This window comes from Sandarakinorhabdus sp. (genome assembly GCF_040398645.1).
Lineage (GTDB): Bacteria > Pseudomonadota > Alphaproteobacteria > Sphingomonadales > Sphingomonadaceae > Sandarakinorhabdus.
This window is the reverse complement of sequence record NZ_JBBATR010000019.1, coordinates 4,176-16,933: the sequence shown is the minus strand read 5'-3', so window position 1 is coordinate 16,933 and position 12,758 is coordinate 4,176. Positions and strand designations below refer to the sequence as shown.

Annotated in this window: 22 protein-coding genes; 16 read left to right on the top strand and 6 right to left on the bottom strand. The window is 63.4% G+C overall.

Translation table 11 applies throughout. From position 1 onward, the window contains the following. From ABWP50_RS06370 to ABWP50_RS06360, 3 genes are all read left to right on the top strand, one after another. Window positions 1–231: PucC family protein (locus ABWP50_RS06370; protein ID WP_353217155.1), on the top strand; the 231-nt coding region annotated here is incomplete at its 5' end. Then, entirely contained in the window at window positions 228–1,475 is a 1,248-nt protein-coding gene (locus ABWP50_RS06365; protein WP_353217154.1) for a geranylgeranyl diphosphate reductase, read from the top strand. The genes ABWP50_RS06370 and ABWP50_RS06365, both read left to right, overlap by 4 nt. Before the next feature lie 88 nt (window positions 1,476–1,563). Beyond that, entirely contained in the window at window positions 1,564–2,025 is a 462-nt protein-coding gene (locus tag ABWP50_RS06360; protein WP_353217153.1) for a TspO/MBR family protein, read from the top strand. 201 nt (window positions 2,026–2,226) lie between these two features. Here the strand turns inward: ABWP50_RS06360 and ABWP50_RS06355 are convergent, their stop codons facing one another. The 5 genes from ABWP50_RS06355 to ccmA all read right to left on the bottom strand — a co-directional run bounded on the left by ABWP50_RS06355 (window position 2,227) and on the right by ccmA (window position 6,158). Further along, a complete protein-coding gene (locus ABWP50_RS06355; RefSeq protein WP_353217152.1) occupies window positions 2,227–2,748 on the bottom strand; it encodes a c-type cytochrome in 522 nt (173 codons plus the stop codon). A gap of 82 nt (window positions 2,749–2,830) precedes the next feature. Next, window positions 2,831–3,226, bottom strand: a complete 396-nt coding sequence (locus ABWP50_RS06350; RefSeq protein WP_353217151.1) for a hypothetical protein — start codon at window positions 3,224–3,226, stop codon at window positions 2,831–2,833. Between the two features lie 82 nt (window positions 3,227–3,308). Next, window positions 3,309–4,682 carry a tyrosinase family protein gene (locus ABWP50_RS06345; protein ID WP_353217150.1) on the bottom strand — a complete coding sequence of 458 codons (1,374 nt, stop codon included), beginning with the start codon at window positions 4,680–4,682 and terminating at the stop codon, window positions 3,309–3,311. Between the two features lie 277 nt (window positions 4,683–4,959). Continuing rightward, complete coding sequence (gene ccmB, locus ABWP50_RS06340) at window positions 4,960–5,586, bottom strand: heme exporter protein CcmB (RefSeq protein ID WP_353217149.1); 627 nt, start codon at window positions 5,584–5,586, stop codon at window positions 4,960–4,962. Continuing rightward, on the bottom strand, window positions 5,586–6,158 hold the full coding sequence (gene ccmA, locus ABWP50_RS06335; protein ID WP_353217148.1) for a heme ABC exporter ATP-binding protein CcmA: 573 nt from the start codon (window positions 6,156–6,158) through the stop codon (window positions 5,586–5,588). The genes ccmB and ccmA overlap by 1 nt, the downstream gene beginning before the upstream one ends. Before the next feature lie 88 nt (window positions 6,159–6,246). Here ccmA and ABWP50_RS06330 point away from each other — a divergent pair, with 88 nt between their 5' ends. After that, complete coding sequence (locus tag ABWP50_RS06330) at window positions 6,247–6,879, top strand: inner membrane-spanning protein YciB (protein WP_353217147.1); 633 nt, start codon at window positions 6,247–6,249, stop codon at window positions 6,877–6,879. Here ABWP50_RS06330 and pspF read toward each other — a convergent pair. Then, window positions 6,866–7,933, bottom strand: coding sequence for a phage shock protein operon transcriptional activator (gene pspF, locus ABWP50_RS06325; RefSeq protein ID WP_353217146.1), 1,068 nt, complete (start codon window positions 7,931–7,933; stop codon window positions 6,866–6,868). The two genes, ABWP50_RS06330 and pspF, sit on opposite strands and share 14 nt — an antisense overlap. A 181-nt stretch (window positions 7,934–8,114) precedes the next feature. Between pspF and ABWP50_RS06320 the strand changes: the two genes are divergently transcribed. From ABWP50_RS06320 to ABWP50_RS06265, 12 genes are all read left to right on the top strand, one after another. Next, a complete protein-coding gene (locus ABWP50_RS06320) occupies window positions 8,115–8,252 on the top strand; it encodes a hypothetical protein (protein WP_353217145.1) in 138 nt (45 codons plus the stop codon). A 113-nt stretch (window positions 8,253–8,365) separates the two neighbouring features. After that, a complete protein-coding gene (pspA, locus tag ABWP50_RS06315; protein ID WP_353217179.1) occupies window positions 8,366–9,043 on the top strand; it encodes a phage shock protein PspA in 678 nt (225 codons plus the stop codon). Between the two features lie 5 nt (window positions 9,044–9,048). Continuing rightward, window positions 9,049–9,312: an envelope stress response membrane protein PspB gene (gene pspB, locus ABWP50_RS06310; protein ID WP_353217144.1), complete on the top strand. Its 264-nt coding sequence runs from the start codon at window positions 9,049–9,051 to the stop codon at window positions 9,310–9,312. A gap of 32 nt (window positions 9,313–9,344) precedes the next feature. Then, the gene (locus tag ABWP50_RS06305) at window positions 9,345–9,533 is read left to right on the top strand and encodes a PspC domain-containing protein (RefSeq protein ID WP_353217143.1); all 189 of its coding nucleotides are present in this window, start codon (window positions 9,345–9,347) and stop codon (window positions 9,531–9,533) included. Window positions 9,534–9,584: 51 nt separating this feature from the next. Next, on the top strand, window positions 9,585–9,965 hold the full coding sequence (pspC, locus tag ABWP50_RS06300) for an envelope stress response membrane protein PspC (protein ID WP_353217142.1): 381 nt from the start codon (window positions 9,585–9,587) through the stop codon (window positions 9,963–9,965). Between the two features lie 12 nt (window positions 9,966–9,977). After that, a complete protein-coding gene (locus ABWP50_RS06295; RefSeq protein ID WP_353217141.1) occupies window positions 9,978–10,244 on the top strand; it encodes a hypothetical protein in 267 nt (88 codons plus the stop codon). A gap of 10 nt (window positions 10,245–10,254) precedes the next feature. Continuing rightward, on the top strand, window positions 10,255–10,581 hold the full coding sequence (locus tag ABWP50_RS06290; protein WP_502950995.1) for a hypothetical protein: 327 nt from the start codon (window positions 10,255–10,257) through the stop codon (window positions 10,579–10,581). A 49-nt stretch (window positions 10,582–10,630) separates the two neighbouring features. Further along, window positions 10,631–10,876, top strand: coding sequence for a hypothetical protein (locus ABWP50_RS06285; RefSeq protein ID WP_353217140.1), 246 nt, complete (start codon window positions 10,631–10,633; stop codon window positions 10,874–10,876). A 47-nt stretch (window positions 10,877–10,923) separates the two neighbouring features. After that, window positions 10,924–11,169 carry a hypothetical protein gene (locus ABWP50_RS06280; RefSeq protein ID WP_353217139.1) on the top strand — a complete coding sequence of 82 codons (246 nt, stop codon included), beginning with the start codon at window positions 10,924–10,926 and terminating at the stop codon, window positions 11,167–11,169. 281 nt (window positions 11,170–11,450) lie between these two features. Continuing rightward, on the top strand, window positions 11,451–11,873 hold the full coding sequence (locus ABWP50_RS06275; RefSeq protein ID WP_353217138.1) for a SufE family protein: 423 nt from the start codon (window positions 11,451–11,453) through the stop codon (window positions 11,871–11,873). Beyond that, window positions 11,870–12,325 (top strand): PaaI family thioesterase, encoded by a 456-nt coding sequence (locus ABWP50_RS06270; RefSeq protein ID WP_353217137.1) that lies wholly within the window; start codon window positions 11,870–11,872, stop codon window positions 12,323–12,325. The genes ABWP50_RS06275 and ABWP50_RS06270 overlap by 4 nt, the downstream gene beginning before the upstream one ends. Beyond that, on the top strand, window positions 12,322–12,758 hold a 437-nt coding region (locus ABWP50_RS06265; RefSeq protein WP_353217136.1), incomplete at its 3' end, for a PaaI family thioesterase. The genes ABWP50_RS06270 and ABWP50_RS06265, both read left to right, overlap by 4 nt.

The window sequence follows — 12,758 nt, the reverse complement described above, 5'->3', positions numbered from 1 at the left end:
GCGCAGGCAATGGCCTTTGGCATTGGCGGCTTTGTCGGTGCGTTTGCGGTTGATCGGCTGCGCGCGGCGATGGGCGCTGACGGGCCGGCCTTTGAAATGGTTTTTCTGGCGGAGGCCATGCTGTTTCTGCTGGCGGCAGCCATCGCTTTGCGGTTGAATGACAATATGGCAATCCCATCAAGCGCGCCGGCGGGCGGGCCGTCCAAGGCAAAGGCAGAGGCAATAGCATGACCGAAATGTTTGATATGGTGGTGGTAGGCGGCGGCCCATCGGGCGCAACAGCAGCCAATGATCTGGCACTGGCTGGTTTCAAGGTCATGCTGCTCGACCGCATGGGCCGTATCAAGCCGTGCGGCGGCGCGGTGCCGCCGCGGCTGCTCAAGGATTTCGATGTGCCGCTCGATCTGTTGTGCACCACCGCCAACAGCGCCCGCATGATCAGCCCCACCGACAACAAGGTGGATATGCCGGTGGGCGAAGGCGGCTGGGTCGGCATGGTTGACCGCGACGTGTTCGATGAATGGCTGCGTGTTCGCGCCGCCAAAAATGGCGCCGATCGCCGTGATGGCACGTTCGAAGCGCTGGAGCGGGACGCCGATGGCACCGCCGTGGTCGCCTATCGGCCCAAGGGCGCCGAGCGCGGATCGGACCTCATCAAGGTGCGCACCAAGATGCTGATCGGCTGCGATGGCTGCAACAGCTCCGTTGCCCGCGCAGCGCTGCCGGAGGAAACCCTGCCGTTCGTAGCCGCCTATCACGAAGTCGTCGAAAGCCCGCCGGAAGGCTTTGGCGATTTTGCCGGCAATCGCTGCGACGTGTTTTACCAGGGCAAGCACAGCCCGGATTTCTATGCCTGGGTGTTTCCGCACGGCGACAAGACCAGCATCGGCACCGGCAGCGCCGTGCAGGGTTTTGAACTTCGCAAGGCGGTGACTGCCCTGCGCGCCGAACTCAACATGGGCGAAGACACCTGCAAGACCGTGCGCGTCGAAGGCGCGCCGATCCCGCTGCGCCCGCGCAAGAAATGGGACAATGGCAAGGATGTCGTGGTCGCCGGCGATGCCGCCGGCACCGTGGCGCCGGCTAGCGGCGAAGGCATTTTCTACGCCATGACCGCCGGCCGCGAAGCCGCCGCCGCCGCCGCCGAAGCCGTGAAATCCGGTGATCCCAGCAAGCTGGGCTTGGCCCGCAAGCGCTTTTTGAAGGCGCACGGCACCGTGTTTCGCGTGCTGGGCATCATGCAATGGTGGTGGTATCGCAGCGACACGATGCGCGAAAAATTCGTCAAGCTGTGCATGGACAAGGATATCCAGCAGCTGACCTGGGAAGCCTATATGAACAAGGAATTGGCCCGCAAGAAGCCGATGGCCCATGTGCGCATCTTCCTGAAGGACAGTGTGGAATTGGTGACCGGCATCCTGTCCGGCGGCGGCGCGCGTGAGGGCAAGAATGCCGGCAAACGCGCCCAAAACTGATCGCAAACCAGCCAGCAGCGCTGGTCAGATCAGGCCGGGCCAGTCCAGGCTGAGCCGGCTGGCCGAGACCGCGGCTGCACGCTGGGTCTTGCCCGGCGCGGTTGCGGCCGTCGCTGCCAGCTTCACGGCGGCTGTTGGCGCCACCATCACCGATATCGGCCCGTGGTATCAGGCGCTGGTGCAGCCCGATTGGGCACCGCCGATCTGGCTGTTCGGCCCGGCGTGGACAATCATCTTCATGCTGTGCACGTTTTCGGGCACCACCGCCTGGCTGGCGGCGCGCAACAGCGACGCCGCTGATACAATCATCGGGCTGTTTGCGCTGAATGGCTTTCTGAATCTGCTCTGGAGCTTTCTGTTCTTCCGCATGCACCGCCCGGATCTCGCTGTGCTGGAAGTCGGTGTGCTGTGGAGCAGCATCGCGGCACTGATGGTGGTCAGCTGGCGCATTTCCCGGCCAGCCGCCGTGCTGCTGCTGCCCTATCTGCTGTGGGTCAGCTTTGCCGCCATGCTCAACCGCGCGATCGTGGAATTGAATTCACCGTTTTAGCCGCCGCCGGGTGCGCGGAGAGCGCATCGCGCACGCCGCCGAATCCGGCAAGGTCGGCCGGGCTGGCAGACGTGCTTCGCCCCAGCCGAACAGCTTCGACTGCGCGCCTTGGCCGCGAACTTTCCTGTTTCTAACCTTCCAGCCTTGGCGGACTCGGCGGCCCCGCCGCCGGCCGCTTGAAAAACGGCACTGGTACCGTGATTATTTGGTCTTCAGATAGGCGATGACGTCTGCCCGGTCCTGCGCTTGTTTCAGACCGGCAAAGGCCATGCGCGTGCCGGGCATGAATTTTTGTGGCGCCTCGAGATAGGTAAACAACACCTCCTCGGTCCAGACGACGCCGCTGCCCTTGTTGGCCTTGCTGTAGTTGAACCCGGCGACCGAACCGGCAGTGCGCCCGACCACGGCGTGCAGCGACGGTCCGACCCGGTTCTTGCCGGCTTCCACGACGTGGCAGGCGCGGCACTTGGCGAATATCTTGTCGCCCTGCACCGCATCACCGGTAAGCGAAGCGTAGCTGACTGGCGCGGCTGCTAGCACGGCAGGAGCGGGCGCGGCAGGCACTGGCTCCGACACCTCGGCCTCGGCGACCGGCGCAGAGCCGACTGGCGCATCGGACGCGGGCTTGTCGCTGCCGCAGGCCGCCGTGAACACGGCTGCGGTCAACACGGCAAAGGGCAGAAAACGCATAGGGTTACCTTCCAAACGGCAAAATCGCGCCATCAAGGCAGCACGGCGCGTTAGCCCAGTATGAACAAGCCGCTCAATCCGGCTTCAGCGCCGCCGCCGCGCAGGCCCGCCACCTTCAGCGCGGAACGATTTCCGCACGCCCAACATTGACCTGTACGCCCGGCGCGATGCGGGCCGGTTCGCCAGCTATGCCGCTGATGGGTCTGAGCTCCACCGCAACCGCCGGGCCTTGCAGCGCCGCCAGCGCCGCTTTGGCGGGAAATTCGCGCACGGCGTTGTCCTGTGCGCCCGGCGCCGTTTCGTTGAAAAAGCTGATCAGGCCCAGACGCGCCCGATGGCCGCGGGCATCGCACAGAAACACCTCATACAGCGGCAGGCCGCCACCACCGGCGCTGACTCCGTGCAACCGCACCACCGCATCGGCCCCGGCGGGTGCGCCAGTTTCCAGCCGCAACACTGCACCCCGGGTGACATCGACCGGTGCCGCCGTTGCACAGGCCGGAATCATCATCAGCATCACGCCCAAGACTCGAACGATTGTCACACTTCGCGTCTGCGCGCTGAGCGGTTGACCTGCGATGAACGCAGGCCGCTCAGTTGGTTTCCAGCCGGATGCTCTTCGCCTGCACCGACACTTGCCGTTGGGTGACCGACATGCGGACAAGCGGCCGCGCCTTGTTCACCGACTGAATGGGCTGCACCGGCAACAGGATCACTTTGGCACCGGGGCCAGCCTTGATCAGCGCATCGCGCGCATCGAAGCGCAGTTCGCGCTGCATCGTTGCCATTGCTGCCGTGTCATGGCCATGATCCGGAGCGGTGTCGTTGAAGCCACTGATGACGCCGAGCGGTACAACGCGGCCATCGGTTGCCTGCAAGGCGACCTGCACCAGGCCGCCAAACGAACGCTCGATAACCGGTTCCTCGATCACCAGTTGCGCGACCTTGGCGCTGCGCGCGCGCTGCGTCACGTCAGACGGAAACACCACCGGCACTTCACTGCGCCAAGGGCCCGGCGGAAAGATCCGCTTCCATTTCGATTGCAATCGAAACTTTGGCGGAATGAAACTGCGCGGGCAGCCGCCGCCGGTGGCATAGGAATAGCCCAGTTGATCGGTGGTCAGCATGTCGCCGACCACCCGTGTGACCAACTGGCCCTGGCCGTTGATGAACGAGTATTGCTGCCCCCGAAGATTGCTGGCGGGCAACCGGAGGTCTGGCGATACCGACAGCCAGCATTGGTAAAGCCGGTCGATGTTGGCGTGGTGGGTGTAGAAGATCGGATCATTTCCGGCCGCCGGCACCGCACCCATGTATCCAGTATTGCAGCCGGCAACCCCGGAAGCGCAATGGACTGCGCCATGCGGCGTCTGTTCAATGCTGCTGTTGAACGATGGATAATCGGTGAGCGCCATTGCAGCGGTCGTGGACGTCACAGTCGATGTCAGCGACGCCGACCCATCATTCAACTCCGCTCGGCGGTTGGCGACATAAAGCGGGTTGGCGACCGACTGGCCATTGCCGTTCACATACGTCGGGCTGCGGAAGGCAAGCGGAATCGTACCGTCGGTTTGGTAATCCCAAAATGGCAGCCTGAGATTCGGATCACCGGCAGCCTGCTGCAAAACCTGCTCGAAATAGATAAGATACATCCGATGCCACGTCAGGAATTGCACGCCGCCATGCACGCAAGTGCACCAGGTCGCCAGTTCCTCGGGCGTGCTCCGCGTCTGCGCCGAGAGCCCGGACATGCCCTGATTGTTCAAACCGCTGGTGGGCCCGCAGGCTTGCCCGAAATAGGCGTGCATATTGGCCCAGAAGCGCAGGCTGCGCTTGAAATCTGCACTGCTGGCCGGCGCGCTGTTCCAAGCAATCATCTGGGCATAACCCTTACGCAGGCTGGCCAATTCAGTAGCCGTCAATTGCGTGATGGATTTTCGCACTTGCGCCGAAGTCGGTGCCGACAATACGACAGTCGCTAGGACAGCGCCTGCAACAAGGCTATTGATCCGCATATTGCCCCCATCTAATGACACGAGATTTAATTGATCATCACTTGATGTTATCATGACGGTCGAGCATCTGCAACTACGGGAGTTCGTTCATAAATAAAGCATTTTATTTTCTTTACATTCAAATCATTATAATTTTTTTTGACATAAAAATTATCAAATTTTCGGCTTGCGTGTGTCACTGCGCAACGAATGCGCTGACAGGCAAACAACCGCCGGGCTCAGCAAGAGCTCAATCCGGCTTCAGCGCCGCCGCCGCTGCAAACGGGCTTATGGCCAGCGCCACCAGGCTGGCGGCCGCCAACAGCCGGAAAGCGCCCGCCACGTCGCTGCCCACGCCGAAGATCAACACCGGCAGCGCCAAGGGCAGCACGATCAGGCCAGCGAGCGCGCCGCCGCCGCGCAGGCCAGCCGTAAGCGCCGCCGCGACCACCGCCAGGCTGGCCAGCGCCGGCGTGCCCAGCAGCAGCGCCAGCCCGATGCGCATGCCGTCGTCCGCCGCCAGACCAAGCAGCACGCCGGCCACTGGCAGCGCCGCCAGCAAGGGCACGGCAAAACCGATCCAGTGCGCGAATATCCGTGCTGCACACACCAGCTCCAGCGCGATGCCGCGCGCGATCAGTTGATCGATGCTGCCATCCTCCACATCGGGGGCGAGCAGGGTTTCCACGGGCAGCAGCGCCGCCAGCAGCGCCGACACCCAGATGATGCCCGGCGCGATACGGGCAAGCAGCCGGGCATCGGGGCCAACGGCAAACGGGAACAGCGCCGCGGCCAGCACGAAGAACATCACCGGCAGCCACAGCGCCGGGGAGCGGGCGATGAGCAGGAGATCGCGGCGGATCAGCGCCAGAAACATCAGCCGATCCGCACTTCAGCCGCGTCCGCCAGGCCGATATCGCCGTGCACGGCCGCCACCACCATGCCGCCGGCGCTGCGGTGCGCGGCCATGGCATCGGCCAGCAGCTGCGCCGACGTGGTATCAAGCCCCGCCGTTGGCTCATCGAGCAGCCAGCAATCCGCGCCCGCCGCCAGCACGCGCGCCAGCCCGGCGCGCCGGCGCTGGCCCGATGACAGGTGGCGGCAGGGCACATCGATCAGTGCCGCGACATTCATCGCCGCCAGCGCTGCCGGCAATCGCGCCAAGCCGCCGTCCAACTGCGCCCAATAGCGCAGTTCCGCGCCCAGGCTCTGGCGCGGTTTCAGGGCGACATCATGGCCCAAATAGGCCCGCCGGCCGCCGCCGTGCACCGCGCCCACCTCGGGCCGCAGCAAGCCGGCCAGCACCCGCAGCAGCGATGATTTGCCAGCGCCGTTGCGCCCGCTCAGCAGCAGGGCGCCGCCGGGCGCCACCTGTAGCGACATGGCTTCGAACAGCAGCCGCCCGCCGCGCCGGCAGGCCAGATTTTCAAGAACCAGCGGATCAACCACGATCTGGGCTTAATGGCTTGATCCAGCTTCGTCACCCCCCGCCATCGCGGCAAGTGACGGGCGCCGAAAATGCGGCTAAAGCGGCGCCATGTCTGCCAAGCCCAAAGGTGATCGCCCGAAATTGTCCACGGCCAGCAGTGCGGCCGTCAATTTTGGGCCGTTGCTGCTGTTTTTTGCCGCCAGCAAGGCCGGCAAGGCCTTGTTCGAGCGTGGGCAGTTGCCCGGCGTGGCCGATGCCGAAGTGGCCAGCGCCGTGGTTGGCACCGGTGTGTTCATCGTGGCCACGCTGCTGGCGGCGATCTGGCATTATGCCAAGACGCGGCATCTGCCCGCCGCGATGATCTTCACCACCGTGATCGTCGTGCTGTTTGGCGGCCTGACCATCTGGCTGCAGGACAAGGCGTTCATCCAGCTGAAGCCGACGATCATTTATGGCGTGTTTGCCGCGCTGCTGCTCGGCGGGCTGGCATCGGGCCGGCCCACGCTGCAACTGGTGATGGGCGATGCGCTGCCCGGCCTGTCGGCGCAGGGCTGGCGGTTGCTTACGCGCAATTGGGCCTTGTTGTTCATCGCGCTGCTGGCGGCGAATGAGGCGGCGCGGCGCATGCTCGGTTATGATGACTGGCTCAGCTTCAAGGTGTGGGGCGTGACAGCAGCTATTTTTGCGTTCACCATGGCGCAGGCGCCGCTGCTGGCCAAACACGGCGTCAAGCTGGATTAGGCCCCTCACCCAGCAGGCCGTGCCGGCGCAGCGCATGGCGGAGCTGGTCATAGCTGAGGCCCAGCGCCGCGGCCGCACGGCGCTGGTTGTGGCGGTGACGGTCCAGCGCGGATTCCAGAAGCTGTTTTTCATACGCCGCCACCGCGCCGCGCAGATCACTAACATTGTGGGGCGCCGGCGGCTGGGCGTCAGAGACCTGCGGTGCGGGCGCCAGCGCAGCAGCGCGCTGCGGCGGTGCAGGTGCCGGTCCCTGTTTTGGCGCATGCGCCGATTGCGGCCGCCACGGCGATTCGAACGGATCAACCACCAGCTGCCCGATCGGCCGATCGGCATCACCCCACCGATAGAGCGCGCGTTCAACCACGTTTTTCAGCTCGCGGATATTGCCGGGCCAATGCCAGTCGTTCAATTGCTCCACCACCTTGGCGCTGAAGCCCGGGAACCGCGGCCAGCCCAGCTCGGCTGCCATGCGGCGGGCAAAATGATTCGCCAATTTGTCGATATCCTCGGCGCGTTCGCGCAGCGGCGGCAGCGTGATGACCTCAAAGCTGAGCCGGTCGAGCAGATCGGCGCGAAACCGCCCCTGCTCCACCATCGTCGGCAAATCTTCGTTGGTTGCCCCCACCAGCCGGACATCGACGCTGATCACCTTGTTTGATCCCAGCCGGGACAGCTCCCCATATTCAACCACGCGCAGCAGGCGTTCCTGCGCCTGGCTGGACAAGGTGCCGATTTCATCAAGGAACAAGGTGCCGCCATCGGCATCTTCAAAGCGCCCGGCCCGGGCCCGCTGGGCGCCGGTAAACGCGCCGGTTTCATAGCCGAACAGCTCGGCATCGATCAGATTTTCCGGCAAGGCCGCGCAATTCAATGACACCAGGGTTTGCGACCAGCGCGGCGACAGCCGGTGCAGGCGATCAGCGATCAATTCCTTGCCGGTGCCGCGTTCGCCAATCACCAGCACCGGGCGGTTCAACGCTGCTGCGGCCGAGGCCTTCTCGACAGCATCGAGAAAGCTGAACGACGAGCCAATCATCTGTGCCGGAGCTGCCATTCAGCAAAGTTGGCACAATTTCCCAACTCTTGGCAATATCTGATTGTCCAAATATCAAACCTTCTCTTCAATATCCATATTTTTCAGCATGTTAGCTGCCGTCATCCACTTGGCACGGACTGTGCAACGTACTTGGCATGAGCGGCAACCGCCGCCCACCATCATCCAAAGGAGACCCACAATGACCAACACCCTGCAAAACCTCAGCCGCAACGTCACTGGCCTGTTCGCCGCCTTGCTGATCTCCACCGTGTTTATCGGCGCCGCCATTGGCCCGGCGATGGTGACGCCAACGGCAAACAGCGTTATCGTTGCGTGACCAACGCGGCGATGGTCGGGGCCCTGGTTCCAGTGCGCCGCCCCCTCGTGCTGGAACCGGCCCCGACCGCTTACGCTGCGGTTTCAAAGTTAGAATTTCTGGAGATCCGACCAATGGGCATTTTCTCGCGAACCCGCGACATCATCGCCGCCAACATGACCGACCTTCTTGATCGGGCGGAAGACCCGGCCAAGATGATCCGCATGATCATCATGGAGATGGAAGAAACGCTCGTGGAGGTCCGCGCGGCGGCTGCCCGCACCATTGCCGATCAGAAGGAAATGAAGCGCGCGATGATCAAGGCCAATCAGGCCGTGACCGATTGGCAGGAAAAGGCCGAACTGGCACTGTCGAAGGGCCGCGAGGATCTGGCCAAGGCGGCGCTGTCGGAAAAGAACAAGGCCAAGGCGTTCATCGATACCACCCAAGCCGAAGTCGACCTGCTGAACGAAACGCTGGCCCTGAACGAAGCCGACATCGCCAAGCTGGAAAGCAAGCTGCGCGAAGCCCGCACCCGCCAGAATGCCCTGATCAACCGCATCGAAAGCGCCACCCAGCGCTCCAAGCTGCGCGAGATGATCCGCGGCCCGCGCGTGGAAGAGGCGTTCAGCCGCTTTGAAGTGCTGGAACGCCGTGCCGATATGGCCGAAGGCCGCGCTGATGCGCTGTCGCTGGCCGATGGCAGCGGCGGCCGCAGCCTGGCCGATGAATTTGCCGCATTGCAGACCAACGACGAAGTGGACGCCGAGCTTGCCGCCATGAAGGCGCGCCTCGGCAAGACGGAAGGTTGATCGCCATGGAAGACATCATCGTTCCCGTCGCCGTTGTCGGCATGTTGTTCATCGGGCTGCCAGGCCTCATCCTCCATTATCTGACCAAGTGGAAAAGCCAGACCGGCATTTCCAGCCAGGATGAAGCCTTGCTCGATGAACTGCATGATCTGGCCCGCCGCCTCGATCAACGCATCGACACCGTCGAGCGCATCATCGCGGCCGACAATCCCAATTGGAAGGACGGCCGGATCACCGACCTGTCCGAGCAACGCCGCCAGCTGCGCTGAACCGGCACCCATTTTCTGAGGAGCATAGGATCATGAAACGCCAGTTTCTTGTCAACAAGACCGAAGCCAAGATCATGGGCGTGTGCGCCGGCATCGCCAATTATTTCAACATTGACGCCACGCTGGTTCGCATCGGCTTTGTTGCCGCCGCCCTGTTCGGCTTTGGCACGCCAGTCATACTCTATCTGCTGATCGCGTTCATCGCGCCGTCAACCTACTGATCCGCACCACCTGGCGCGCTCGTCCGCGCCGGCAAACAGGGGATTTTCACCATGTCTGAAAGCCGCACCCGCTTCTACCTCGACAAACGCAACGGCAAGATCATGGGCGTCTGCGCTGGCATCGCCGATTATTTCGGCTGGGATGTCACCATCGTCCGCATCGGTTTTGCGCTGGGCACCATCATGGGCGGCGGCTCCACGCTGTTGGCCTATCTGGCCATCGGCTGGATCGCCAACGCCAAGCCAGGCGCCCTCTATGACCAGAGCCCGGAGCGCAAGGAATTCTGGCGCGATGTGCGGGTGGCGCCCAAGCGCACGCTGCGCGACGTGAACTCCCAGTTCCGCGATGCCGACCGCCGGCTGCGCGATCTGGAATTCCACCTGACCAGCGATAGCCGGCAATTGGCCGACGAAATCGAAAAACTGCGCTGAGGAGCGACCAAAATGTGGAACTACATGGTCCCGATCCTGGTGTTCATGATCCCGATCACCGGAATTCTTGCCGGCGTAGCAAAGCGCTGGATCAAGCTGAAGGAACGCCAGCTCGATGTCGCCGCTCAGCACAGTGCCGAAAGCGCAGCGCAATATGCCGCCAAGATCGCCACGCTGGAAGAGCGCGTCGCCGTGCTCAATCGCATTGTCACCGATCGCAACGAGGGCCTGACGTCACAGATCGAAGCGCTGCGCGATCAGCCCAAGCAACTGAACTGAAAGGCCGACCATGGCTCTTGATCCCGCCATCATCGAAGCGATTGCGCCCGTAGGCGTCTCCACTGTGCTCATGGGCACCGTTGCCTGGGTGGTGACCACCTGGCTGAAGGTGAAAAATGGCTACCCGCTGGAAAACAGCTGGGGCAAGCCGCTCTATCCCAATGGCGGCGGCGAAGCGATGGAGCGTATCCGGCTGATCAGCCAGGAAAACGCCCAGCTGCGCGCCGAAATGGGCAGCATGAAAGATCGCATGGCCGTGCTGGAACGCATCGCCACCGACAAGCCAACGCAGCTTGCCGCAGAAATCGAAGGCCTGCGCACCAAACAACTGAACTGACGCCCGTCACCCACAATCTGAGCCCCGGCGGCCAGCAAAGGACCCTGCAATGAACCCGTTTGAAATGGTGGTGCTGATCGTGGCGATCGTCACCATCGGGAAAGTCTTGTCCAGCCGTTACGGCACGAAGGACACGCGCAAGGCCCTGAAATCCAGCACCAGCGACGATGGCGAAAATATGCGCCTGCAATCCGAAGTGGCCCGGCTGAACGACCGCATCCGTGTGCTCGAACGCCTCGCGACGGATCCCGCCAAGCGCCTGTCCGACGAAATCGACGCGCTCAAGGACAAGTAACCAGGCCGCAGCCCGCTGCACGCAACATTGAGGGAAAGGAAACTGAGATGCCCCCACCAGTGCCTTCCGTTGAATATCTGCTGGTCTTGTCCAGCGCCGCGCTGATCGGCCTTGCCATGATTGGCAGCCTGGCGGCCTGGAGCTGGGCCGGCTGGCTGAAGCTGAAAACCCGCGAGCTCGACACCGGCGCCCGCCATGACAATCTGCCGGCCATCAGCCAGCGCATCGATCTGGCCGACCTGAAGGAACGCATCCGCAAGCTGGAAGCCATTGCCGCCGGCGTCGAACTTTAGGTCATCAGCCGCCAAGCAATGCCGAAAACAACTGAATAAGAAGGAAAATCATAGCCTCCGGCGGGCAGGAATGATCCCTGCACCCATTTTTTTGGTTTGGTTCAATGTTTCGAAATCTAGGAGCCATCCAAAATGAAAGTGGTGCAGGGCTCAGCCCTGCCCACGTCACCCCGGACGTGATCCGGGGCGGAGGCATTTTTTCTTCTGTGCCGATCTTGTTCCCACCCGCGCGACACCGCGGGGCTTGACCGGCCCGGCCGTGCGCCGCAAACCCTCGGAGCATGGCAATCACGACCTTTGATGATGTCGAAGCGGAATTTGAAGCGTTCGACGATTGGGATGACCGCTACCGGTTGATCATCGCGCTTGGCCAGGCGTTGCCGGCCATGGCCCCGGCTCTCAAAACCGATGCCAACAAGGTGCGCGGCTGCGCATCGCAAGTGTGGCTGCATCCGCGCATCGATGGCGGCGTGCTGCGCTTTGCGGCGGATTCCGATGCGGCCATCGTCAAGGGACTGGTGGCGCTGGTGCTGATGCTGGCCGATGGTCGCAGCCCCGATGCCATTGATGCCGCCGATATCAAGGCCAGGCTGGATGGGCTGGGGCTGGCCCGGCATTTGTCCTCCAACCGCACGCAGGGCCTGGCTTCGATGATCGGTCGGATCGATGCCCTCGCCCGCGATGCGCTGGCGCAGCGTGCATGAGCACGGAATTTGCTGATCAGGTGGGCCAGTTCATGGGCGCCTTTGTCGGCCGGGTGCCGCACAACAAGCGGCTGGGCCTGCGCTTCATTGGCAACGGCACCGATTGGGTGGAATTGCAGCTGCCGTTTTCGCCGCAGCTGCTGGTCGATCCCGATCACGGCATCTGGGCATCCGGGCCGATATTCACCCTGATGGACACGGCGGTGGGCATGGCATCGATGCTGGCGCGCGGCGCGTTCGAACCGCACGCCACGCTCGATCTGCGCACCGATTATGTGCGCAGCCCGCGGGCAGCAGCCACGGTGACGGCGCGCGGCGAATGCTACCGCATGACCCGGCAGATCGCCTTTGTGCGCGGCCTTGCCCATGATGGCGACCCGGCCGATCCGATCGCGCACGTCACCGGCACCTTCATGTTTGCGGCATCCAAATTGGCGGGAGGCTGGCAATGACCAGTCCGCTGCTGGCCGCCGCCTTGCAGGACCAGCCGTCCGGGCGGCTGGACATGCTGCCCTATGCGGCGCTGCTGGGTCTGTCGTTTGAACGGGTGGACGGCGAATTGCAGCTCGTAATGCCATTCGATGACACGCTGATCGGCTCACCGGGCCGGCTGCACGGCGGCGCCATCGCCGGCCTTTTGGAACTGGCAGGCCTGCTGACGGTGATCGCGGCGCAGCCGGCGGGTGAGGCGCTGCCACGTGTGCGCCCCGTCACCGTGACCGTGGATTATATGCGCGAAGGCGCCGCACAGGAAACCCGCGCCGCCGCCAGCATCACCAAATTGGGCCGCCGCGTCGTCAATGTGCACGCGCAGGCTTGGCAGGGCAGCCGCGAAAAACCCATCGCGGCGGCGCACATCAATTTCGTGCTGGATTGGCCGGAGCA

Excerpts from the sequence above, each read along its gene's own strand:
- ABWP50_RS06365 (WP_353217154.1), top strand. The coding sequence starts at position 228 with ATGACCGAAATGTTTGATATGGTGGTGGTAGGCGGCGGCCCATCGGGC.
- ABWP50_RS06355 (WP_353217152.1), bottom strand. The coding sequence starts at position 2,748 with ATGGCGCGATTTTGCCGTTTGGAAGGTAACCCTATGCGTTTTCTGCCC.
- ABWP50_RS06350 (WP_353217151.1), bottom strand. The coding sequence starts at position 3,226 with ATGATGATTCCGGCCTGTGCAACGGCGGCACCGGTCGATGTCACCCGG.
- ccmB (WP_353217149.1), bottom strand. The coding sequence starts at position 5,586 with ATGTTTCTGGCGCTGATCCGCCGCGATCTCCTGCTCATCGCCCGCTCC.
- ABWP50_RS06330 (WP_353217147.1), top strand. The coding sequence starts at position 6,247 with ATGTCTGCCAAGCCCAAAGGTGATCGCCCGAAATTGTCCACGGCCAGC.
- pspF (WP_353217146.1), bottom strand. The coding sequence starts at position 7,933 with ATGGCAGCTCCGGCACAGATGATTGGCTCGTCGTTCAGCTTTCTCGAT.
- ABWP50_RS06320 (WP_353217145.1), top strand. The coding sequence starts at position 8,115 with ATGACCAACACCCTGCAAAACCTCAGCCGCAACGTCACTGGCCTGTTC.
- pspA (WP_353217179.1), top strand. The coding sequence starts at position 8,366 with ATGGGCATTTTCTCGCGAACCCGCGACATCATCGCCGCCAACATGACC.
- pspB (WP_353217144.1), top strand. The coding sequence starts at position 9,049 with ATGGAAGACATCATCGTTCCCGTCGCCGTTGTCGGCATGTTGTTCATC.
- ABWP50_RS06305 (WP_353217143.1), top strand. The coding sequence starts at position 9,345 with ATGAAACGCCAGTTTCTTGTCAACAAGACCGAAGCCAAGATCATGGGC.
- pspC (WP_353217142.1), top strand. The coding sequence starts at position 9,585 with ATGTCTGAAAGCCGCACCCGCTTCTACCTCGACAAACGCAACGGCAAG.
- ABWP50_RS06295 (WP_353217141.1), top strand. The coding sequence starts at position 9,978 with ATGTGGAACTACATGGTCCCGATCCTGGTGTTCATGATCCCGATCACC.
- ABWP50_RS06290 (WP_502950995.1), top strand. The coding sequence starts at position 10,255 with ATGGCTCTTGATCCCGCCATCATCGAAGCGATTGCGCCCGTAGGCGTC.
- ABWP50_RS06285 (WP_353217140.1), top strand. The coding sequence starts at position 10,631 with ATGAACCCGTTTGAAATGGTGGTGCTGATCGTGGCGATCGTCACCATC.
- ABWP50_RS06280 (WP_353217139.1), top strand. The coding sequence starts at position 10,924 with ATGCCCCCACCAGTGCCTTCCGTTGAATATCTGCTGGTCTTGTCCAGC.
- ABWP50_RS06275 (WP_353217138.1), top strand. The coding sequence starts at position 11,451 with ATGGCAATCACGACCTTTGATGATGTCGAAGCGGAATTTGAAGCGTTC.
- ABWP50_RS06270 (WP_353217137.1), top strand. The coding sequence starts at position 11,870 with ATGAGCACGGAATTTGCTGATCAGGTGGGCCAGTTCATGGGCGCCTTT.